Origin of the sequence: Thiomicrospira cyclica ALM1, from assembly GCF_000214825.1 — a bacterium.
Lineage (GTDB): Bacteria > Pseudomonadota > Gammaproteobacteria > Thiomicrospirales > Thiomicrospiraceae > Thiomicrospira > Thiomicrospira cyclica.
Genome location: NC_015581.1, coordinates 1668245 through 1692048 on the forward strand (window position 1 = coordinate 1668245; position 23804 = coordinate 1692048).

At 47.2% G+C, this 23804-nt stretch carries 17 protein-coding genes; 10 read left to right on the forward strand and 7 right to left on the reverse strand.

The window, feature by feature from the left end; genetic code table 11:
• Window positions 1–359: 359 nt before the first annotated feature.
• A complete protein-coding gene (locus THICY_RS07350; RefSeq protein ID WP_157862733.1) occupies window positions 360–1346 on the reverse strand; it encodes a helix-turn-helix domain-containing protein in 987 nt (328 codons plus the stop codon).
• Between the two features lie 191 nt (window positions 1347–1537).
• Between THICY_RS07350 and THICY_RS07355 the strand changes: the two genes are divergently transcribed.
• Complete coding sequence (locus THICY_RS07355) at window positions 1538–2059, forward strand: TRAP transporter small permease subunit (protein ID WP_013835982.1); 522 nt, start codon at window positions 1538–1540, stop codon at window positions 2057–2059.
• Window position 2060: 1 nt separating this feature from the next.
• Complete coding sequence (locus tag THICY_RS07360) at window positions 2061–3446, forward strand: TRAP transporter large permease (RefSeq protein WP_013835983.1); 1386 nt, start codon at window positions 2061–2063, stop codon at window positions 3444–3446.
• Window positions 3447–3482: 36 nt separating this feature from the next.
• Here THICY_RS07360 and THICY_RS07365 read toward each other — a convergent pair whose 3' ends face one another.
• A complete protein-coding gene (locus tag THICY_RS07365; protein ID WP_013835984.1) occupies window positions 3483–4382 on the reverse strand; it encodes a DMT family transporter in 900 nt (299 codons plus the stop codon).
• Window positions 4383–4544: 162 nt separating this feature from the next.
• On the opposite strand from THICY_RS07365, the gene THICY_RS07370 reads away from it, so the two are divergent.
• From THICY_RS07370 to THICY_RS07380, 3 genes are read left to right on the forward strand one after another with little or no spacing between them, the layout of a single operon-like run.
• Entirely contained in the window at window positions 4545–6794 is a 2250-nt protein-coding gene (locus tag THICY_RS07370; RefSeq protein ID WP_013835985.1) for an arginine/lysine/ornithine decarboxylase, read from the forward strand.
• Window positions 6795–6838: 44 nt separating this feature from the next.
• Window positions 6839–8326, forward strand: a complete 1488-nt coding sequence (locus THICY_RS07375; RefSeq protein ID WP_013835986.1) for an ATP-binding protein — start codon at window positions 6839–6841, stop codon at window positions 8324–8326.
• Complete coding sequence (locus tag THICY_RS07380; protein WP_013835987.1) at window positions 8323–9042, forward strand: response regulator; 720 nt, start codon at window positions 8323–8325, stop codon at window positions 9040–9042. The genes THICY_RS07375 and THICY_RS07380 overlap by 4 nt, the downstream gene beginning before the upstream one ends.
• Window positions 9043–9056: 14 nt before the next feature.
• On the opposite strand, the gene THICY_RS07385 is transcribed toward THICY_RS07380, so the two are convergent.
• From THICY_RS07385 to THICY_RS07395, 3 genes are all read right to left on the reverse strand, one after another.
• The gene (locus THICY_RS07385; RefSeq protein ID WP_013835988.1) at window positions 9057–10292 is read right to left on the reverse strand and encodes a BaiN/RdsA family NAD(P)/FAD-dependent oxidoreductase; all 1236 of its coding nucleotides are present in this window, start codon (window positions 10290–10292) and stop codon (window positions 9057–9059) included.
• A gap of 89 nt (window positions 10293–10381) precedes the next feature.
• Window positions 10382–11437, reverse strand: coding sequence for an MBL fold metallo-hydrolase (locus tag THICY_RS07390; protein WP_013835989.1), 1056 nt, complete (start codon window positions 11435–11437; stop codon window positions 10382–10384).
• Between the two features lie 49 nt (window positions 11438–11486).
• The gene (locus THICY_RS07395; protein ID WP_013835990.1) at window positions 11487–12086 is read right to left on the reverse strand and encodes a TetR/AcrR family transcriptional regulator; all 600 of its coding nucleotides are present in this window, start codon (window positions 12084–12086) and stop codon (window positions 11487–11489) included.
• Between the two features lie 427 nt (window positions 12087–12513).
• Between THICY_RS07395 and THICY_RS07400 the strand changes: the two genes are divergently transcribed.
• Window positions 12514–14313, forward strand: a complete 1800-nt coding sequence (locus THICY_RS07400; protein ID WP_013835991.1) for a DEAD/DEAH box helicase — start codon at window positions 12514–12516, stop codon at window positions 14311–14313.
• A gap of 91 nt (window positions 14314–14404) precedes the next feature.
• On the opposite strand, the gene THICY_RS07405 is transcribed toward THICY_RS07400, so the two are convergent.
• The gene (locus THICY_RS07405) at window positions 14405–15403 is read right to left on the reverse strand and encodes a 2-hydroxyacid dehydrogenase (RefSeq protein WP_013835992.1); all 999 of its coding nucleotides are present in this window, start codon (window positions 15401–15403) and stop codon (window positions 14405–14407) included.
• 24 nt (window positions 15404–15427) lie between these two features.
• Complete coding sequence (locus tag THICY_RS07410; protein WP_013835993.1) at window positions 15428–16588, reverse strand: TRAP transporter substrate-binding protein; 1161 nt, start codon at window positions 16586–16588, stop codon at window positions 15428–15430.
• Between the two features lie 101 nt (window positions 16589–16689).
• Here THICY_RS07410 and THICY_RS07415 point away from each other — a divergent pair, with 101 nt between their 5' ends.
• The 4 genes from THICY_RS07415 (at window position 16690) to THICY_RS07430 (ending at window position 23752) form a co-directional block, all read left to right on the forward strand.
• Window positions 16690–17415 carry a DUF3581 family protein gene (locus tag THICY_RS07415; protein ID WP_013835994.1) on the forward strand — a complete coding sequence of 242 codons (726 nt, stop codon included), beginning with the start codon at window positions 16690–16692 and terminating at the stop codon, window positions 17413–17415.
• A 24-nt stretch (window positions 17416–17439) separates the two neighbouring features.
• Entirely contained in the window at window positions 17440–18489 is a 1050-nt protein-coding gene (locus tag THICY_RS07420) for an efflux RND transporter periplasmic adaptor subunit (RefSeq protein WP_013835995.1), read from the forward strand.
• Window positions 18486–21548, forward strand: coding sequence for an efflux RND transporter permease subunit (locus THICY_RS07425; RefSeq protein ID WP_013835996.1), 3063 nt, complete (start codon window positions 18486–18488; stop codon window positions 21546–21548). The genes THICY_RS07420 and THICY_RS07425 overlap by 4 nt, the downstream gene beginning before the upstream one ends.
• 98 nt (window positions 21549–21646) lie before the next feature.
• A complete protein-coding gene (locus THICY_RS07430; RefSeq protein ID WP_013835997.1) occupies window positions 21647–23752 on the forward strand; it encodes a TonB-dependent receptor in 2106 nt (701 codons plus the stop codon).
• Window positions 23753–23804 lie beyond the last annotated feature (52 nt).

The window sequence follows — 23804 nt, forward strand, 5'->3', positions numbered from 1 at the left end:
ACCAAACACGCAATTTAGATTGATAAATATAACAGGAGAATAACATTAAATTTCGACTAAAAAACACGCAAAATAACCTAATGTTACTCATTATCACGATTTATCATAAATTATCATAAATTATCACTAAAAGCATAAAATACTCGCTAACTAGCGCTAATTAATTAAATAATTTTATTAATAAGTTATTTTTACGGATTAATTGATTAAAAAAAAGAGCACTACAAAGAAGAGTAAGAGAAACAAGAAAACTGAAGAAGATGGAGTATATGCAAGGTATAGTCTGAACAGCTGTTAGCGATCAATGGGGATACCCGAAGAAGGTTTAGCAGAACATTAAACCAAGTGAGCTGAAAGCCCTACCCAATGACTCGTTTTTTGACGATCTCAGAAGGCTTTAAACCGAAGCGTTTGACAAAAAATGTCGTAAAACGCGATTGACTGGAAAAACCGAGATCTGAACTGATTTCGAGAATGGTTTTCTGGTTATTGATATCCCGTAATAACTCGTAAGCTAAATCCAGTTTTTTGTTATTGAGATACTGTCTTGGTGAGCAACCAAAATATTTATTGGTGGCATATTGAAGCCCTCGCGCCGATAAGCCTAAATACTCTTGCAATTGCGTAACATTGATGGGTCGGTGAACCTGTTGCTCAAGATAGTTCTCTATCATCTTAATAAAATCTTTACTGATAATGACTTCGTCTTGCTGCGTGGGCTTGGCATTCAAAAAAAATTCAGGCTGCATCATCATTACCAGCAGCCGGTAACATTGATCATCAAATCCATTTAAGGCGAGTAATTGCGTATTACCATTTACGCCATTAATTTGAGCCACTAATGCCAGCAACAGATGCAAAAAATCAACTTGATTAATTTGTAATGAAATAGGCTGAATGCTCGTCCGATCGATAGGCTCACCGCGCATGATTAAACTGGTTTTGTTAAGATGCTCTAAATCAAAATTAATGACTAAACCGCTGGTCATCTCATTCCTAGACGATGACAAAGGGATTTCACTGGTTGGCGGGATTATTAATCCATGTGCTTTGTAGGCTTGATGCGAGGTCTTTTTGGTCTTGATTTCATAGTGACCATCTAACGCAATTAACAAACTGTGGCTATTCACGACCGCGCCTACCTCAAAATAGCTTAATAGCTCGGAAGTAACCTTGATGTCATTAACTTTAATCTGGCTATATTTGTAAAAGCACTCTTGTTCGTTTCTCGAGCTTACCGAAGTCACATGCGGTTCAATATTATCAACCAATGCCGTTAGATTGGTGAAAGTTTGACTTTCCTCATTACCAAATAGTAGAGGCTGCTGCAGTAAATTTTTATGCAAGACCATTTTCCCAAATACTTTATACTGTTGGTTTATTTTTATGACTGATAAAACTGAGCTAAGGTAGCAGAACAAAAATAGGCTGTATACACCAAAAGCGCACAGTAAAACTATAAGCACAATAATTTGATAGAAGCTTTTAAAGCCTTTATTTTAACCCTAAAAAAACCCGAGTGTTTAATAGACTTTATATGCAAGCAATAGCACTTTTTATAACCTACCAAAATCGCTTTCAGCGCACCCTTGGGCATGGCGTTGCGTGGCTAACACTGGCGCTGGTTCTAACAACGGCGGCGGCGGTATTACTGCGTTACGGTTTCAATTTTAGCGCCAGTAAACTGGACGAAAGTTTGATATATATTCACGCCACGCTGTTTATGCTGGGTATTGCCTATACCTATCAACAAAATCAGCATGTGCGCGTGGATGTGTTCTACCAGCGCCTATCCCCACGCCACCAGACCTGGGTAAACTTGCTTGGTGCGGTGTTGTTTGTGTTGCCGGTGATGGGGTTTATTTTATGGGCGGGATGGAGCTATGTTGGTGCCAGCTGGGCGATTCAAGAAAAGTCGCTCGATGCCAGTGGCCTAGCCTATGTGTATTTACTAAAAACCTTGATTTTAATTATGCCAGGCCTGGTGATCCTGCAAACGCTGGGTTTTATCGCGCAGTACAGCTTAGCGCTTTTGGACACTTCAAAGGACACCAAATAATATGGAATGGTTGTCGTTAGTCTTATTTTTACTGGTGCTAGTCGCACTAATGATCGGTTTTCCCGTGGCCTTTACCCTAGCCGGCGTATCTTTGTTATTTGCCTTTGGTGCCATCCTAGTCGGTGTATTTGATATGGCGTTTATCAATGCGATACCCAGCCGCATCTATTCGATAATGACCCATTCAACATTACTCGCGGTGCCGTTATTTATCTTTATGGGATTGATGCTAGAAAAATCCAAAATTGCCGATCAGTTACTACTCACATTGGCCGAGGTCTTTAAGGGCGTACGTGGCGGTTTGGGTATTGCGGTGATTTTAGTCGGCGCTTTATTAGCGGCGAGCACCGGATTGGTTGGTGCAACCGTGGTGATGCTCGGTTTATTAGCCTTACCGACCATGTTGCATCAAGGTTATTGCCCCAAGTTGGCTAGTGGCACCATTTGCGCCAGCGGCACACTCGGTCAAATTATCCCACCGTCGATTATTTTAATTTTACTGGCCGATGTGATTTCTAACGCCTATCAACAAGCGCAACTGCAGCAAGGCATTTTTGCGCCCGAAACCGTATCGGTAGGGGATTTATTTGCCGGTGCACTGATACCAGGCCTGGTATTGGTGGGGTTGTATTTGCTTTACATGCTCGGCGTTGCTTTCTTTCAACCGCATCGCGTTCCAAAGTTTGTAGCAGCCACACAACACGGTGTGACGCAAACGCAACCAGGCCTGCTGGTTCGCGTGGTAAAAAGTTTAATTCCGCCGATTGCTTTGATTTTATTGGTGTTAGGCTCGATTATTTTAGGTATTGCCACCCCAACGGAAGCGGGTGCATTAGGTGCATTGGGCGCACTGGCCTTAGCATTGTTAAAAAACCAACTCTCTATGGCGACGCTTAACTATGTCATGCGTAACACCCTTAAGCTCACCAGTATGATCTTCTTAATTTTTATTGGTGCGGCATTTTTCTCGCTGGTATTTAGAGGTTTAGGCGGTGACGACCTAGCACATGATCTCCTCGGCAACTTGCCCGGTGGGTTATTTACCCTCATGCTACTGACCATGCTGTTTTTATTTATTTTAGGGTTCTTTTTAGACTTTATCGAAATCACTTATGTGGTGGTGCCGATTGTCGCTCCGGTCTTATTACTGCTAGGCGCAGACCCGATTTGGCTGGCAATTATGATCGCGATTAATCTCCAAACCGCATTTTTAACCCCGCCATTTGGTTTTGCGCTGTTTTATTTACGCGGTGTGGCCAGTGATGTCTTAAAAACAGTCGATATTTACAAAGGTGTTATACCATTTATATTGCTACAACTGGGCTTGCTTGCCTTGCTCGCCGCCTGGCCCAGTCTGGCTACTTGGCTACCGGGCTATTTACAATAAACCCCCATTCCATGGTGAATTAGTGACGGTTATGCTTTAGCGGTTTTTAAGGGTGAGCAAACCCACCCCAAGCATAACCAATGTAAAGCCCAATAAATGCCATAGCGTAAAAGGTTCGGCCAAAATCCACACCGCCAAACCGATGGTAAATAACGGCCCTAAACTACCAATAATCCCAGTCTGTGCCGGGCCTAATCGGGCAATCGCCTCACTAATCATAAAACTCGGAATCACCGTGCTAAAAATGGCCAATAAAAACGTCCAGAGTAAAATTTCACGGTTAAACACCCAGCTGTCAAAATCAATCCAAACAGCAAAAAACACCACTACCCAAACACAAGCCGCCAGCATTGCCCAAGAGGTAAACCACAAACTCCCCACCTGGGCGATAATCGCGCGGCTAAATAACACATAAAACGCAAAACTGAGCGCCGCCAAGGCTACTAAGATGGTGCCTAATGCCGTGCCGGTTTCGGCCATGCGCGCTTCTTCGCCATAAATCGCTAATATACCCAAATAGGAAAGGGTTAAGGCGGCAATGATTTTGCGGGTCAGCGGTTGTTTAAAAAACAACGCCCCTAAAATCGCCACCATAATCGGATAGGTAAATAAGGTGAGTCGTTCTAGCTGCGCCGAAATGGTTTCTAAACCCTTTAAGTCCAACCAGGAGGATAAAAAATAACCCATAAACCCTAAGCCGACCAATTTCGCCCATAATGGCCACTGCATAACCGCGCGCTTGCCTGGATAGCGTTGCCATAGCAGGCCTGCTATTAGCGCATAAATCGGTAAAGCAAATAGCATACGCAAAAACATAACACCATCGGCATCAGATCCCGCTTCATACGCCAGCTTAATCAAAATAGACTTGACCGAAAACAGTAATGTGCCGATAACCGCTAGTAGAAACCCAACCCAAAAGTAACCGCGTGGCATAACCTGCCTATCCGTTCAAAAATGATGCCCCAGTATAAGCAGGCCTGCTACTAAACGGAAGCACAGCATCGCAAAACTTTCATATCATTTTGAGTGGCGTTTTGTATAATGCTAAAACAATTAAATTACTATTCTCCTACTCGGATAAGGATTGGACAGGTTATGAAATTTCGCTTCCCCGTCGTCATTATTGATGAAGACTTTCGCTCTGAAAATGCGTCCGGCACCGGTGTTCGTGCTTTAGCCGATGCGATTGAATCGGCGGGAATGGAAACCCTTGGTGTAACAAGCTTTAACGACACCGCCATGATTGCCCAGCAACAAAACCGAGCCTCCTGCTTTATCCTGTCCATTGACGATGATGAGTTTGCCGACGAAGAACTCAAAGACAGTGCGATTGCCAAGCTACGACTGTTTGTTGAAGAAATCCGCAACCGTAACTCGGATATCCCGATTTTTTTATACGGTGAAACCCGCACCTCGCGCCATATTCCAAACGACGTGCTAAAAGAGTTACACGGCTTTATTCATATGTTTGAAGATACGCCCGAATTTGTGGCGCGGCATATTATGCGTGAAGCGCGCGTCTATTTAGACGGCTTGGCGCCACCCTTTTTCCGTGCACTAACCGGCTATGCGGCTGATGGTTCTTACTCTTGGCACTGCCCAGGCCATTCCGGTGGTGTCGCATTTCTAAAAAGCCCAGTGGGACAAATGTTCCATCAGTTTTTTGGTGAGAATATGTTGCGTGCCGATGTCTGTAACGCAGTGGATGAGCTGGGTCAATTACTCGACCATACCGGCGCGGTGGCCGATTCCGAACACAATGCGGCACGCATCTTCGGGGCCGATCACTTGTTTTTTGTCACCAATGGCACCTCGACTTCCAACAAAATTGTTTGGCACGCCAATGTCGCCGATAATGACGTGGTGGTAGTGGACCGTAACTGCCATAAATCCGTTCTCCACTCAATTATTATGACTGGCGCCGTGCCGGTGTTTTTGATGCCGACCCGCAACCACTACGGCATTATCGGCCCTATTCCGGAAAGCGAATTCCACCCGGATACCATTAAGCAGAAAATTGCCGCAAACCCATTGGTGAAAAACCCCAATGCCAAACCGCAAATGCTCACCATCACCCAAAGTACTTATGATGGTATTTTGTATAACGTCGATAAAATTAAAAAAACTCTCGGTGAGTCGGTTGAGAACCTCCACTTCGATGAAGCCTGGTTACCGCACGCGACCTTCCATGAATTCTACAAAGGGATGCACGCCATTGGACGCGATACCAATCGCTCCGAAGGCCCTATGGTGTATGCCTGTCAATCCACCCATAAACTACTTGCCGGCTTAAGCCAAGCCAGCCAAATTTTGGTGCAAGAATCACCCAAGCGTATGCTAGACCGCGGCCGCTTTAACGAAGCCTACTTAATGCACGTTTCCACCAGCCCGCAATATGCGATTATTGCTAGTTGTGACGTCGCCGCGGCCATGATGGAGCCCCCGGGTGGTACGGCACTGGTTGAGGAATCGATTGCTGAAGCGATTGACTTTAGACGCGCAATGCGCAAAGTCGATGAAGAATACGGTGACTCTTGGTGGTTTAAGGTTTGGGGTCCCGATGAGTTAGCCGAAGAAGGGATTGGCGAACGTGATGATTGGGTATTGCGCACCGATGATCCCTGGCATGGCTTTGGTAATTTAGCGTCTAACTTTAATATGCTCGATCCGATTAAAGCGACCATCATTACACCCGGCCTGGCGGTCAATGGCGATTTTTCAGAGTCTGGTATTCCAGCAGCCATCGTGACGCGCTACCTCGCCGAACACGGAGTTATTATTGAAAAAACAGGGCTCTACTCCTTCTTTATCATGTTTACCATTGGGATTACCAAAGGCCGTTGGAATACGATGGTAACCGCCTTACAGCAGTTTAAAGACGACTATGATCGCAATATGCCGTTATGGCGCGTGTTACCTGGGTTCATTAAAAAATACCCTCGTTATGAGCGTATTGGTCTGCGTGATTTGTGTAATGCCATTCACAACATGTATCGTGAAAGTGATGTCGCGCGCTTAACCACCGAGATGTATACCTCGCACATGGAGCCAGCGATGAAACCCGCTGATGCCTACGCGATGATGGTGCATAACAAAATCGAGCGTGTTGAAGTTGACGATCTAGAAGGCCGCATTACCGCGGTACTATTGACACCTTATCCACCGGGTATTCCATTACTGATCCCTGGCGAACGCGTCAATAAAACGATTTTGAACTACTTAAAGTTTGCGCAAACGTTTAACGAGAAATTCCCTGGCTTTGAAACGGATGTTCATGGTCTGGAAAAAATCGAAAAAGATGGCAAAACGGTTTATGCGATGGACTGCGTTAAACGAGACGTTTAGCATTCCATCTATTTACTTAATGCCTAGCAAAGGACTCGCTATACTTGTATCGCATTTTTAAATACGACTATATGCCATCCCAATGGATGACAGCCAAGGAAACGCTCAAGCATATGCTAGGCTTTAAGCTAAAATTAATTTTAGTCGCGTTGCTGTTTGGACTATTTTTAGTGATTGGTACGATTGTCACCAACCACTATATGCTCAAGACCAGCTTGATTGAATATGTCGATCAACGCGATCAACTGCATCTAGAACGGATCAAAAAGAATCTGCAACATGTGCTTACGCAACGTGGCGAGCATGACCTATCGCAGATGGATGAAGTTACCTGGAAAAACCTGGTAGGTATTTCCAGCAGAGTCGATTTTGCCGAAACCATGGTACCCGCCGAAGTATTTTTATTTCACCCTTTCTCGGAATTCAAACGCTTTCATCCGGATTATACCGAAAAGCGCTTGAGTCTTATGACAACAGAACGCCAGTGCATTTTTGGCAACGAAACCAGTAACCGTACTTTGTTTTTACCTATCGAACTGAATGATGAGAAAATTGGCTATATTGGCTATACCCATCGTGAAGAGCTCACAGAAAGCTTGGATATTCAGCTAGAAAAGCGTCAGCGCGAGCTCATTACATACAGCGTTGCTTTTTTAGTGCTCATCACCGGCCTGCTCCTGCTCCCGATTGCCCATTATTTTATTCACCCGGTCCTAGCAGTTACCCAAGGGATGCGCGCTTTAACCGCAGGGCGCTTTGATACGCGTTTAAAAGTTAACCGCCGGGATGAAATGGGGCAGCTGTTACAAGATTTTAATCATCTTGCCAAAAGCTTGAAAAAAAACCAACAAAGCCGTAATCAATGGATTGCTGATATTTCGCATGAATTACGCACCCCATTAACGATTATCCGTGGCGATATTGAGGCAATGAAAGACGGTGTTCGCCCGCTTAACCAACAAACCCTCGATAACCTGCATAGTGAAGTGGTGCATCTAAACCGACTGATTGACGATCTTTATCAAATCGCATTGAATGATGTCGGTGGTCTACGCTATCAAATGAATCGCGTCAACGTCACCAACCTCATTAAAAATGCCCTTGATAACTTCCATGGCCAGGCTGAAACAAAAGGTCTTAAACTCTACGCTCGCCTGCCCGAACAGGACCTGTTTTTGCTCGGCGATAGTGACCGCTTACATCAAATGTTGGCAAATTTACTCGCCAACAGCATTGCCTACACTGACGCGCCTGGCGAGATTCACCTAACGCTTACCCAAAACAAAAAAGTGTTACACTTAACTCTAGAAGATACGGCACCGACCGTGAGCGAAGAAGCGATGCAACATCTGTTTGAACGCTTTTATCGTGCCGAAGGGTCACGTAACCGCCGCTTTGGTGGGGCGGGGATTGGCTTGGCGTTAGTACAACAAATTGTGCAAGCGCATCAAGGTGATGTGACCGTTTCTGCCAGCCAATTAGGCGGCCTTAAATTTACTCTAACCCTGCCTCAGGAGGCTTATGCATCATGAACATTTTAATTATTGAAGATGAGAAACGCATTGCCGATTTGCTCGAGGATTATCTCAAGGCTGAAGGCTATTCGACTCAGCAACTTAACACCGGCGCTAATGCGGTTAAAACCATTCGGGAATCGCACCCAGACTTGGTTTTGCTGGATATTATGCTACCCGAGGTAGACGGGATTAGCATTTGTCAAAACGTGCGTAAAACCTCCCAGGTTCCGATCATTATGATCAGTGCAAAAGTGGAAGAAATGGATCGCATTTTAGGGCTTGATTTGGGGGCCGATGATTACATCTGCAAACCCTTTAGCCCACGCGAAGTGATGGCTCGCGTTCGCGCTGTACTTCGTCGTCATTACGAGATGAAACAACCCAGCGAGTGGACACTGGATGAAACCCGCTCACAAATTCACTACCAAGAGCAATCTGTGGCCTTAACCGCGGTGGAATTTGCGTTATTTCAAGTGCTTTATGAGCACCCAGGACAAATCTTCTCGCGCACTCAGTTGATGAATCGTATTTATCAAGATGGGCGTATTGTTTCTGATCGCACAGTCGATAGTCATATTAAAAAATTGCGTCAAAAAATGCATCAAGTATGGCCGGCAACGGATGTCATTCATTCCGTTTATGGTATTGGCTATAAATTTGAAGTATTAGAAGATGGTGATCCTGGCTTGAATAATCAAGACAGCGAACTAGAATCAGCTGCGGCTGACTAATTACTCAGCGGAATCTAAGGCACAGTCGATTTTATCTGCTGTGCCACTGCAACCGATTGCGATAAAACCGCAGTCAACAAAAAGCCACCTGTAGGTGCTTCCCAGTCCAACATCTCTCCAGCACAATAACAACCAGGTCTGGTTATCAACTGCCCCACCCCATCAACCTGACTAAAACGCACACCGCCGGCACTACTAATCGCCTCTGCAATAGGTCTTGGTTGGGTTAAGTGCAATTGATAGTGTTTCAGCAGACCGGTTAACTCCGCAGGATCTGCCACTGCTTGGTTTAATTGCACGCTGGTTAATTGTTCACGCAATAGCCCCAAACGCACGCCATCAATACCGGTGCGCTTTAAAAAGTTACTGATACTCAATTTGCCTCGCGGCTTACTTAAACGCTGTAGCAACTGCGCCTCGGTTAAGGCTGGCAATAAATCCAAATGAGCCTGAACCCGTCCTTGCTGCATCAAGGTATCACGAATCATCCGAGATAGGCTGTAGATCAAACTGCCCTCGATACCGGCTTGGGTTATCAGACATTCACCAAGCTGCGACCAGGCCTGCTGCTGGGCATCCACTACCGTTAAACGCACGTTTTTTAACGGCTGACCAGCAAACTGCTGTTGAAAAATCGGCGACCAGGCCTGCTCAAAGCCACAATTGGCCGGTAAAAACGGTGCTATTTCATCGTCATTAAAATAATCAATCCAAGCCCCGTTTGAACCCAAATGTGGCCAACTGGCGCCACCGAGTGCCAAAATAACCCGATCAGCTGCGATAGCCTGCTCACCATCGGGCGTTTGAAATTTTAATAACTGCTTAGAAGAAGACAAGTTATCCCAACCTTGCCACTGGTGTCTCATTAATAGCTGCACGCCCTGCTGACGCAAACGCTGCAGCCACTTACGCAATAAGGGAGCGGCTTTCATATCCTGAGGATACACACGACCCGACGAACCGACAAAGGTCGTTAGACCAAAACTATGCACCCACTCACGAACATGATCTGGGCCAAACATGCTTAACCAAGGTCTAATCCGTGCTGCTTGCTGACCATAACCCGCAACAAATTGCTCGAAAGGCATATCATGGGTAATATTTAAGCCACCCCGCCCGGCCTGCAAAAACTTACGCCCTGGTGATGGCATCCCATCATAGACTGTAACCTTAAATCGGGGATCGGTTGCCAGCTGTTCTGCCACCATCAAACCACCCGGTCCACCACCCACTATAGCCACTTGTATCATATAGCCAACCTCTTTTGTTAGCCGCATTATAACGAAAAAGCCCCTATCAAAAGGGGCTTAACAAGGCTATCTAAACAACAATAGGCTAACTAATCGGTGGAATCACCTAAGTCTAGCCCTTTGAGTTCACGATAAATGTGCCGCGCGTTACCCGCAAAGGTTTGTGCATAGACTTCACGATGACTAAACTGTGACTGATCGAGGTTCTCGGCATCACGCAGATCGCCACCCCGATCAATAATCGCCTGAATTTCACGGTGCATCCATTGTAGATAGTCATAGGTATCACGCTTAACGGTCGCCATATCGGTCGGCACACCATGGCCTGGCACAATAATCGTCCCTTCAGGGGTAAAGTCCATAAAGCGTTCAAAGGTTTTCACCCATTCTTGAGTGTCGGTGTAACTGAACAAAGCCAACATCCTGCTTTCATAGGCGTTGTCGCCTGGGAAAATCACATTGCGTGATGGAATGTACAAGGAGGTCGAACCGGGCGTATGACCCTTACCAAAGTAGTGCATCTGTACTACTTCACCGCCGCCCACATCGATATCCATGCGGTCATCAAACACAGTAAACTCATCAGAAATGTCATAGGCTGGGGCAGTTAACTGATAGCCCACTGCGCGTGACCAGCGGTCTTTAATAATATCCCAGCTAGCATGAAAATCGGCATGAGCTTGACGGTTTGAGTAGAAATTACGCACGCCCATGTCATACCAATAACTGGACCCTAAATGCGCGTGACCTTGGTGGTTTTCCACCGCCACCCATTTAACCGGCTTATCGGTTATCTGCTGGATTTGGCGATGCAGTGCTTGTGATAACGCCGGGTTAGCACTGCCATTAAAGACAAAAACACCATCTTCAAAAATCATGAAACTTAAATTGTTATTCAAGCCGTAGTTGGTCGGGTTATGCCAAATCATGCTGCCCACCACGGTATAAACACCATCCGTAACTCTACGAGCCTGCGGAATTTGAATGCGTGGCCCTAAATAACCGGCTTGGCGCTCGGCACGCTCTAGCTCTTGCATATAGTGCTGTAAAGCTCGCGCTAGCGGATCTTGCGCTAAGGCTTTACCACTCGTCAGTGCGGCGGCACCACCAAGGCCAGCGAGTAAAAAGTCGCGTCGTTTCATCATGATTATCTTCCTTTAATGTCGTTTTTATCTAGTTTTTGTTTTGAATCGTCTAGAGTGCAATCGCCTGCCAACTTGTTTGAATCAGTTCATCGCGATAGTCAGCCAAGGGCTTAGGTAACACACCATCTAAATAAAGCTGCAAAATGCGCAATACCGGACCGAATGCCACGGCCGCCATAATTAACGCATCCTGTTGCTTTATCTCATTTTGCGCAATGCCCCGAGCCACCACATCGCGCAACACCATAAAGGGCTTGGCAGAGCAGGCCGAACGGGTATCTGGCAAAAAATCCTGATGCCTGGCATAGAGTAAAAATGCCATCACATCCGGAAACTCTAACGCAAAGCCAAACATCCACTCCACTAGGGCACGATATTGGTCACGCGATAGAGCATATTGGGCAATAATCGCTTCCTGTTGCTGGGTCAATTCATCAAATAACCGCACCATTAAAATCTTCGCCACACCCTCTTTATCACCAAAATGTTTATATATACTGCCAATGCTGACACCGGAGTCGGCTACTAAATCAGGAATAGAGGTTTTGTGAAACCCCTGTTCAACAAACAACCTCAGCGCACTATTAAGCACTTTGGTTTGTAGCGGCGAACCTTGCTGATGCTTAAAAAACGTTTTTGAAAAGACCATAAAATCTAATTAGTCACTAATAGAATGAACTTTCATTCTATTTTTTTAACCCTAGGTTTCAAGACATTTATGCGCTAAATCTTCCAATAACACCATTAATAAAATCAATATACTTGTTGCAACTTGCCCTGATTCTGTTATTCTAGCCGAGCTTTATTGCTTTGCTCTCTCATTAGTGACGACTTATTATCTCTGTGCTAGCTCACAGATTGATTTCGCTAGACCGAGAGCCATACGGAGCTCGGGAACTTTTTAATGACCTTTGATAGCGTCATTTCTACTTTCTTACTGCATCAGTCCAGCATCGATGTCATCACATCATAGTGTTTAGGTGTGCGCACCATCGCCATAGGACTTGTCCAGACCGCCGTTTTTCCGTTGATCTGAGCCATAAGCGTTTTTTCATTAGCACTAAAAGGAAAACCCTATGAGCGAAACTATCCAAGATGTAACATTCGAAAGCTTTAACCTGATCCCACAAGTATTGAAAGCCTTACAAGATGTGGGCTATGAAACCCCGTCACCGATTCAAGCACAAGCGATTCCCCCTATTTTAGAAGGCCGTGATATTTTAGGTATGGCGCAAACCGGTACCGGTAAAACCGCTGCTTTTGCGCTACCTTTGCTATCACGTGTTGATATTCAAAACACCAACACCCAAATTTTAGTTTTAGCGCCAACCCGTGAACTGGCGATTCAGGTGGCTGAGGCTTTCCAAAGCTTTGCCCATCATATGAAAGGTTTTCATGTACTGCCGATTTACGGTGGTCAAGAGTATGGCGGTCAAATTCGCGCACTTAAACGTGGCGCACAAGTGGTTGTCGGCACGCCAGGTCGCGTAATGGATCACATGCGCAAAGGCACACTTAAGCTTGATAATCTGCAAGCCTTAGTCTTAGACGAAGCCGATGAAATGCTACGCATGGGTTTTATTGATGATGTTGAATGGGTACTAGAGCAAACGCCACAAGATCGTCAAATTGCCTTGTTCTCAGCGACCATGCCAAAAGAAGTTCATAAGATTGCCAGCAAGCATTTAAACAATCCGGTTGAAGTGATTATCAAACAAAAAACCGGCACCGCCTCAACGATTAGCCAGTCTTATTGGTTGGTCAGTGGTTTACACAAATTAGATGCGCTAACCCGGATCTTAGAAGCCACCGAGTTTGATGGCATGATTATTTTTGTGCGCACTAAAACCGCTACCATTGAATTGGCTGAAAAACTCGAAGCTCGTGGTTATGCCGCCGCCGCCTTAAATGGTGACATTGCGCAGAATCACCGTGAGCGTATTGTTGACCAGCTTAAAAAAGGCAAAATTGATATTTTGATTGCAACCGACGTGGTCGCACGTGGTCTTGACGTTGAGCGTATTACCCACGTGGTGAACTATGACATTCCATATGATACCGAAAGCTATGTTCACCGTATCGGTCGTACCGGTCGTGCTGGCCGCTCTGGTAATGCGATTTTGTTTGTTGCACCACGTGAACGCCGTTTGTTACAACAAATTGAGCGTGCGACTAACAAAAAAATTGATATGTTAACGCTACCAAGCACCCAAGATATCAACGATCAACGCGTTGAAAAGTTTAAGGCGCGCATTACCGATGCCCTCGAGCAAGAAGGTTTGGAATTCTATCAACAAATGATTGAAGACCTCCAGCAATCATCGAATGTTCCAGCATTAGAAATTGCCGCCGCCTTAGCAAAACTGGCTCAGGGTGATGCACCTTTCTTCTTAGAAGATAAGCCAATTCGTCAAGCCAGCTTCCGTGATGACGATCGGGGCTCACGTGGGGCGCGCGACTTTGGACGTGATCGTCCAGCCCGTGGCCGTGGCGAGCGCGGTGATCGTACAGAACGCGCACCACGTCGCCCACGCGTAGACGGCCCACCTGAGTCTGGCATGAAGCGTTACCGCATTAATGTTGGTTTTGCCAATGGCGTTAAGCCAGGCAATATTATTGGCGCGATTGCCAATGAAGCGAATATTGATGGCGCATCGATTCGTCAGTTGAATATTCAGGATGGCTTTAGCCTAGTTGATTTGCCAGCTGATTTATCGAAAGCGCAATTAGCGACACTGAAGAAAACCTGGATTTGTGGCCAACCTGCCGATTTAACGGAAGTTCGTGACACCGCTGCGACACCGGGTGCGCGTCCAAAGTTGAGCCGCAAGCCAGCTGGCGCTCCACGCACTAAGCGTAGCATGGGTTCGGTTTAATCGTCCTAAGTTATCCTAAGCAGGCCTACTTAGTGATAAGCTAGGCCAAATAAAAAAGCCCCCGTCTCCATTTGGATTCGGGGGCTTTTTTCTAGGCGGGCTTAAAGGGCACTTCGTTGGTTAAAGGACGCTGATACTTGAAAGCCATCAGATTTTCAATGGTCGTTTCTGCAATATGCTCTAGCGCTTCATGGGTGAAATAGGCCTGGTGCCCGGTCACCAACACGTTCGGGAAGGTCAATAAGCGTTCAAAATGATCGTCTTGAATGATGTCATCGGAATGGTCTTCAAAAAACAACGGTCCCTCTTCTTCATAAACATCTAAACCAACGTAGCCAATATGGCGTGATTTTAGGCCTTTAATCAAGGCTTTAGTATCAATCAGCGCACCACGGCCAGTATTAATAATCATCACCCCTTGGCGCATTTTAGCCATCGCAGCGGCATTGATCATGCGCGTTGTTTCCTCGGTCAGCGGACAATGCATCGAAATAATGTGTGATTCGGCGTAAAGCACGTCAAGCTCGACCTGCTCAAAACCTTCCTCGGCACATGATTCGCATAAATAGGGATCATAAATCAACACACGACAGCCAAAGGCTTGCAGACGTTTAGCGACCAACAAGCCAATTTTACCGGCACCAATAATGCCGACGGTTTTGCCATAAAAATCAAACCCCAACAGTCCATTTAGCGAAAAATTGCCCTCGCGCACGCGGTTATAGGCTTTGTAAAGTTTCCGGCTCAACGCGAGCATCATTCCGATGGTATGTTCGGCAACCGCATAGGGAGAATAGGCCGGCACGCGGGTGATTTTAATACCCAGTTGTTTTGCGACTGCTAAATCAACATTATTAAAACCCGCACAGCGCAAAGTGACTAAGCCGACGCCATGTGCCGCGAGCTTGGTTAATACTGGCTCACTCAAATCATCATTTACGAAAGCGCTGACCGCTTGAAAACCTTGCGCATAATGCACAGTGGCTTCATTTAAGGGGACTTCCAGAAAATTAAGATCGACCTCGTCATTATCATAATGACCCAAGGCGGTTTTATCGTAAGGCTTGGTACTAAAAACGGCGACTTTCATATAACTCTCCTAATGTGGCACTCGTTACAGGTAACGTAAATCTAAAAAGGCTTTTAAAGACTGCTCCGTCCAGGGTGCCACTTGATCCCGAAACGCTTTTTGTGATGCCCAGACTTTTTGTGCTAACGGATCGCGCGCTGCGGCGGCTTCCACCACTTCAGCACTCGTTTTCTTCAAGGCAAGGAGCACATCCTGCGGGAAGTGACGCAACTGGACGCCATGCTGATTAACTAAGGTATTAAGCGCCTGCTGATTGCGTGCGGTGTATTCTGCGAGCATATTTAAATTCGCTACCTTCATGGCGCTGCGTACAATCACTTGTAAATCAGGTGTCAGCTCTGCAAAAGCCTTTTCATTAATCATACACTCTAACGCAGAACCCGGTTCTTGCCAGCCCGGCGTATAGTAATATTTGGCAACACGATGAAAACCAAACGCTAAATCGTTATAGGGTCCCACAAACTCAACCGCGTCAATCAGCCCGGTTTGCATCCCTTGAAAAAGCTCGTTGCCCGGCAGATTTACCGTGACAGCGCCGACTTTCTCATAAACCTCGGCACCCAGGCCTGGCATCCGAATTTTTAAACCACGCAAATCGGCGATGCTAGTAATTTCTCGATTAAACCAGCCGCCCATTTGAGTGCCGGTATTGCCCGCCGCATTCGGAATCAATCCAAACGGCTTATAGGCCTCTTCCCATAAGGCCATACCACCACCGTAGTATAACCAACTGTTCATTTCTTCTGCCGTTAAGCCCATAGGTACGACGGTGAAGAAGTCGGCACTAGGCAGTTTTCCTTTCCAATAGTAGGCGGTGGCATGGCCTAAATCGGCTTGCCCTTGCGATACCGCATCAAAAACTTCAAATGGCCCGACCAATTCACCCGCACCAAAGACAGTTATTTTGATCCTGCCACCCGACATTTGCTCAATCAGCTGGGCCAGCTCATTCGCGCCTGTGCCGAGGCCTGGAAAATTTTTGGGCCATGCTGTGACCATTTTCCAATGAAACACCCGCTCACGATCAATAACGACGCCATCCGCCTCGCTTTGGCAACCGGATAGTCCGAGCGCAGTGACCGCCACCGCACCCGTTAACAGCGCGCGTCGCCCCAGGGCGCTAGTCGTCTTTGTGTTGATAGCTTCAATAGGCTGGACTGATGGGGCTTTCCGTTGCTGAGTCATTCGATGTCCTTTATTTTGAGGGGTGATAGTTGCGATTACGCAGAAATCTAGCTTCCCTAGCTAGGTTACAGTATCATTAAACTTTTTAATCGGATTATGCCATGTTTCTAGATGATTTCTACCAAACTCGCTCAAACGCAACCCAATTACCGTCATTTGTTGTTCAGCCAGAACAAGCGAGTCGTTTTGCCAAGCGCGTAGCGGGTGACTTTAATCCCTTGCATAACCCCGATTCAAAACGTTTTTGTGTCCCTGGCGATCTGTTGTTTTCGATTAGCCTTGCGCAACTGGGCTTAGCAAAATACATCTCGGTCAAATTTGTTGGCATGTTAAGTGATAACCGTGAACTCAACTTTGTACCTGATCAAGACCACAGCTACTTGATTCAAGATAGTGATGCCAAAACCTTTTTGAGTTTGACACACCAAAATACGCTGAGCCAAGACCCACAGATTATCGCGCCCTTTATTGAAGCTTATGTTGCCTTTTCGGGCGAAAGTTTTCCTAATTTGTTGGTTCCAATTATGGCTGAGCATAACATTATGATTAACCCAGCTCGCCCCATGGTGATGTATGAAAGCATGGCTGTCCATTTTGAACAAACACCCACCGCAAACATGCGTCTGGAATATGCCGGTTATACTATTGATTCACAAGCAAAACGCGCCCAAGTGACCCTAAAATTTTCTATATTAGATGGCAATAACTTGCTAGGCTATGGGAACAAAGTCATGCTATTGAGCGGCTTACGTGAATACGACCATGAGGCGATGCAACAGGTCTGTGATGATTACGCTACAATCAAATCGAATTACGCTGAGTCCTAATTTGATCGAATCCAGGAGTCTTGCATGCACGGGTTGATAATGACTAGGCTTTTATTAATCAGTCTTTTCGGGGCGCTGGTCTTAGGTAGTGTGGCTAATAGCGCTCATGCCGATGATGATTGGCGCAGCTTTATAGAAACCCAGCCCGTATCTGAAGTGACCATTACACGGTCACAATCCTTTGCGGCCGAGGTAATTAGTCCCAACGAATCACAACTGGCTAGTGAGCTAAATGCTCGCATCTTGCGAATTCACACCCGCCCCGGTGCTGTGGTTTTGCAAAATCAGCTATTGATCGAATTAGATTGCCAAGACCAACAACTCCACGCTGAGAGTTTAATCGCTCAACAACGCCAAAATCAGGCGTTACTTGACCTTGCCAAACTCTCGTTATCCCGGCTAAAAACCTTGCAAAACCGCGATTTAGCCACGCTGAGTCAGTTGGATGAATTAAACACGCAGATCGATCAACTCGAAGCCCAGCAAGGAATTCTATCGGTTGAGCAAGCCATTAATGCACGTCAAATCGATCGTTGTCGGATTAAAGCACCCTTTGATGGTGCGATTGTTAACCACCAAGTTGGTGAAGGTCAATGGGTCAGTGTCGGCACACCCCTGCTCAATCTGGTGCAAACCCAAGATGCCGAAATCCGCAGCCAACTCCCGGTCAGTTGGTTACGTTCCGTGAGTGACATCGCAGAACCCAGCCATCTAAAGGCGGTGTTTCAAGCACTCGGCATTGCAGATCAACCTGTGAACCTGCTACGCCAAGCGCCCAACCTTGAACCGAACAGTCGCAGTGTAGCGGTCTGGTTTAAGGCCGACACAAACCTACCGATTGGGCTGAGTGGGCAGCTGACATTAACCCACCCCAAACGATTTTTACCCACCCAAGTGATTGTGCAACGAGACGGTGAAATGGGCGTATTTGCAGTCCAGCAAGATCAACTGCGGTTTCTGGTCCTAGCTCATGTCCAAGAAGGACGCCCACACCCGCTGCCCGACGATTGGGCTGATGACCTGCTGATCGTTACCCAAGGCCAGCAACGCCTAAGCCGAGCGCACGCCCAATGATTAAGCGATTTATCAGCAATGCCGTGTTAGCCAATCTGGTATTTGCGCTCATATTGGCTTTAGGCGTCATGTCCTATCTGGATATGCCGCGCCAAAAAGATCCTACGATTAATTTCAACTGGATTATTATTGTGACCGCTTTACCGGGCGCTAGCGCCGAAGATATCGAAACCCGCGTCACCCAACCGCTTGAAGATGCTTTGCGAAAACTCAACGATGTCAACTTTGTCTCCAGCACCTCGCGAGTCGGGCTATCTAATATCCTAGTGCGTTTTCGCGATTTAGATGATCGCACCTTTGACAAGCGCATTAACGATTTACGCCGCGAAATTCAAAACAAACGCCCAGAATTACCTGCAGATATTGTCGAGCCCATGGTGATGGAAATTACCAGCGCTAACGCCTATCCCTCGGCTACGCTGGTACTGAAAGGGCAAGCGTTTGATGAAACCCTTCGCGCACAAGGCTTTCAACTCAAACGCGAATTAGAACGCCTGCGGGGTGTCGATCGCATTGATACTATTGGGCTCGAAGACCCCGAATTACAAGTCCGCCTCGATTTTAATCGCCTGGCGCAACTGGGGGTCAGCCCACCCTTAGTCGCGGATATGATTGCCGCTCAGTGGCAAGATCAAGCCGCAGGCAAGCTGCGCGTTGGCCAAGAGCAGTGGTTAATTCGTCATGTAGGCCAAAGCGCCGACCCAGAAGCCCTAGCACAACTGCCACTCCCGACCACCCAAGGTGATGTGCTGCTAGAGGATGTGGCAGAGATTTTGCGTGCCCGCCAGGACGCTACTCAAATGGTGTCGATGAATGACCAACCGGCCGTTATTCTCGCCGTTATGAAATCCGGCACAGCCAATACCCTGGAACTGGTTGAACGTCTTACCGACTTTATCACGGATTACAACCACCAATATGCCGCGCAAGGTTTAATCCTAACCCTCGCCGATGACCAAACTCAATCCACGCGTGATGCCATTAGTATGATGCAAACTAATGCCCTGCAAGGTTTAACGCTGGTATTGCTGGTCAGTTGGTTATTTTTAGGTTGGCGTATTGGGCTACTGGTGGCGATGGCGATTCCTTTTTCGCTGACCGGGGTTTTTATCGTGCTTAATCTTACTGGCGAAACCCTCAATTTGACGGTCTTGTTAGGGGTTATTATTGCGCTGGGTATGTTGGTGGATGTGGCGGTGGTGATGGTTGAAGCCATGCACCATCAGATGCACCGAGGTCGCAACACCCTGGATGCGGCGATTGAAGCCATGCAAGAGGTGGGCTGGCCGCTAGTAGCCGCCGTACTGACCACTATTGCGGCCTTTTTACCCTTGATGCTATTGCCCGGTATTTTGGGCGACTTTATGCGCATTGTGCCGCTGGTGGTAACCATCGCACTGATTATCAGTCTGATTCAAGCCTTTTGGATGTTACCCTCGCAAAGTCATGCTCTGCATCTGAAAGCCGACCAAAAGCACCACCTGACGCCTGGACGCGAACGACGCTTAATGAAACTGCGCAACCTGTACGGGCGGGCATTGGTGAAAAGTTTTCGACACCCTTGGCTAACCCTGTTTGTGTTAACCAGTGCCTTTGCATCAGCTATTTATTTAGTGTCTTCAGAACGCATCACCACCAACTTCTTTGCCTCCGACACACTGGATATTTTCTATTTAAATGTCGAACTCCCCACTGGCACGCCGATTGATCAAACCCTGGCTAAGACACGTGAAATAGAGGGACTTTCCCAGGCCTGGTTACAGGACGGCGAAAGCCGTGCGCTAGTCAGCTACGCCGGACAGATGTTTACCGAAACCGAGCCGCTAATCGGCGAAAACCTTGGGCAGGTGTTTATTAGCCTGCACCCCGCCTCGCAGCGCGAGCGCAGTGCCGACACCATCATTGATGGGCTGCGCGATTATATAGTAGCTAATGCACCCACACCTGCCGAGGTGAGTGTACTTAAACTGTCCGGCGGCCCACCCAGCTCTAAACCGATTAGCGTCAAAGTCAGAGGCGATGATTACACCGAAATTGCCGCTGCCGTGGCTGACCTCACTGCGCTACTCGAGCAAACTCCGGGGGTGACAGACATTCAAAACGATGCCACCCTGGGTAGCCCGCAACTGGTGACCCAACTCAATATGCCGGCGATTCGTCAAGCAGGTCTGGACCCAATGACCGTGGTGCGCAGTTTACGTTTACTAACCGATGGTGAAGTAGTCGCGCAACTGAATGACCGAGGTGAGCAAGTCGATTTACGCGTGCGTGGCAGCCTGCCCCAAACCGACGATATCCAGGCCTGGTTATCGACCCAAATTACCAGTCCAAGCGGTCAGCGGATTGCCCTGGCTGAACTGGTAACCGTTGAAATTCGCCAGGGTTTTGTCAGTTTAAGACATCATAACTTTAGTCGCGCGATTACCTTGGAAGCCGACATCGATCGCAGTCAAATTGATACGCTCAGTGCCAATGCGCAATTACAGGCAGCCTGGAACGAAATTGCTGCGAATCATCCTGGCATTAACCTCGATTTTTCCGGCGAACTCGATGAAATCAATGAATCACTTAACGCCATGCTGATGCTGTTTGTGATGGGTGTTGGGCTGATGTATATGATTTTAGGCGCGCAATTCAGAAGCTATTTTCAACCGTTTATTATTTTGCTTACTATTCCGATGGCCTTTACCGGTGTCGCCTATGGCCTCTGGATGAGTGGTTACCCATTAAGTTTATACACCCTGTATGGCGTGGTTGCCTTATCCGGTATTGCGGTCAATGCGGCGATTGTGTTGATTTCGGCCGCTAATTCGCGTCGTGCCAGTGGTATGTCTAACCTACATGCTATTGTTTATGCCGCCCGCCGTCGACTGGTGCCCATCTTAATCACCACCTTCACCACTATGGCGGGTTTGATGGGCTTAGCGATTGGCATGGGTGGGCATTCGTTAATGTTTAGTCCGGTTGCGACCGCTATTGTCTGGGGCATTGGCGTATCTACCCTGCTAACGCTGTTTACCATTCCGTTGTTTTATCGCCTCACAAATCTATATAAATAATAATTTAGCCTTGACTAAATATTTTATTTTAAATAGCATATTCAAACATAAACCCAGATAATAATTTATTTTTGAAATTAAAAAACGGGAGTTTTTATATGCTAAAACCAGCACGACTTACCCGCGCACTAGGCTTTATTAGCCTAAGCAGCAGCCTTGCTTTGATTAGCCCACAGCTGTTTGCCAATACCGAAACCTCATTGGAACGTATTTCGGTTATTCAAGCCGGCTCAATTATGAGCCAAACCGAAAGTGAAGTGGTGCGCCCGGTAGCGGTCATTGAAGGCGAACAAATGGAACAACGCCGCGCTGGCACGATTGGTGAAGCCTTGGATGGCTTACCTGGCATTAGTAATGCTGATTTTGGTCCAGGCGTTGGTCGTCCGGTGATTCGAGGCCTACAAGGTTCACGGGTGGCGATTCTAGAAGACGGTGCCCGAGTCAGCGATGTATCCGGTGAAGGTGCCGATCATGCGGTCGCCAGTTCAACCTTACGTGCCGATTCGGTTGAAGTGATTCGTGGCCCGGCGACCTTGCTTTATGGCTCAGGCGCCAGCGGTGGCGTGGTGAATGTGGTATCCGGTCGTTTTAGTCCGATTATCGGCGACCGCGCCAATGGTGCGGTGCAAGCCTCCTATGGGCTTAATGGTCATGATCGCCGCAGCGGTGTGGCGTTAGAGCTGCCAGTATCCGGCGAAATGGCGATTCGTTTAGACGCCGATTATCGCCAAACCGATAATTTCTCGATTAACGGTTTTCAAACGTCAGATGGCGAGGGCAAGCGCAATGAACTACTCAACAGTGATGTCGAAAATCGCAATCTAGCCATAACCGGTATTTATGCGGGCGAGCGCGGATTTTTAGGCATAGGCTTTAGTCAGTGGAATAGCGAGTATGGGATTCCAGAAGCCGACGAGGATGACTATGACCGCATTGAAGCGGAATCCAAGCGCTTTGATCTAAAAGGTGAGCTGTACGATCCGCTGCCCGGTTTTAATACCGCACGCTTTAGCTTAGCTTACACCGACTTCTATCAAGAAGAATGGGAATACGAAGTCGGCGCTCGAGAGCTTGAAGCGATTTTTAAACAACAAGAATTGGATTTGCGCTTGGAATTGACCCATGACCCGATTGCAAACTGGACAGGGGTGATTGGGCTCGACTTCAATAACACCAAGTTCGAAGCTGAAGACGATGGTGATGCCTTTTTTATTCGCCCCAGCGAGCGCAATTCAATCGGCATTTTTAGTATGCAAGAAAGACCGACATCCTGGGGACAATTCGAGCTAGGGTTTAGATTGGGTTACGATCACTTCAACCCAAAACGTCAAGGTAATTCAACTGTAGCCGGCGATAGCGTTACCTTTGATAATGCCTCAATTGGTACCGTTAACTTTGACCCTAATCCCGGCACAAAATCTTATTTAAACACTGGAATCGCATTGGGTGCGTTATTTGACCTGGATAGTGACCATAAACTGCGTGCCGGCATTAGCCGCTCTGAAGCCGCGCCCGGCCCGGAACAGCTTTATGCCTTTGGTCGCCATGGTGCGGCCGGCCTGTTTGAGGTGGGTAATCCGGATTTAACCAAAGAAACCTATTTAAATACCGAAATCAGCTTATTGCGCCAACAGGGTAGCCTGCGTTATGAAGCAACCGCGTTTGTGAATCTGGTGGATAACTTTATTTATTACCAAAACGACACGGATAATCGCCGTGTGGATGGTAATGGTAACGATAAAGCCGATGGAGAACTACTGGTCTATAACGCTCAAGATGACGCGATTTTTTATGGTGTCGAACTCAACGGTGCGGTCGATCTAGCCACTCAGCTACCCCTAACGCTTCGCGCCAGCGGTGATTACTTGCGTGGTGAACTTCGTGACGGCGGCAACCTGCCGCGTATGACCCCGCCGCGTATTGGCCTAGGCGCCGATACCCGCTGGAGTGACTTTAAGTTGAGTGTCGATTATCGTTATCACTTTAAACAAACCCAAACCGCAGAAGCGGAAGACACCACCGATGGCTTTGCTACGCTGGGCTTTGATTTAGCCTACTATCCTGCAAACATCAAAGACCTGCGTTTATTTTTACAAGGGCGCAACTTGACCAACGAAAGTGGTCGCTTACATCAAAGCTTCTTTAAAAACGAAGCACCAATTAGCGGTCGCAATTTTACGGCGGGGGTTCGCTACCAGTTTTAAGCGCTTCAACTTGGCCGCATAATGCGGCCTTTTTTATTTGCATCCCACCCTA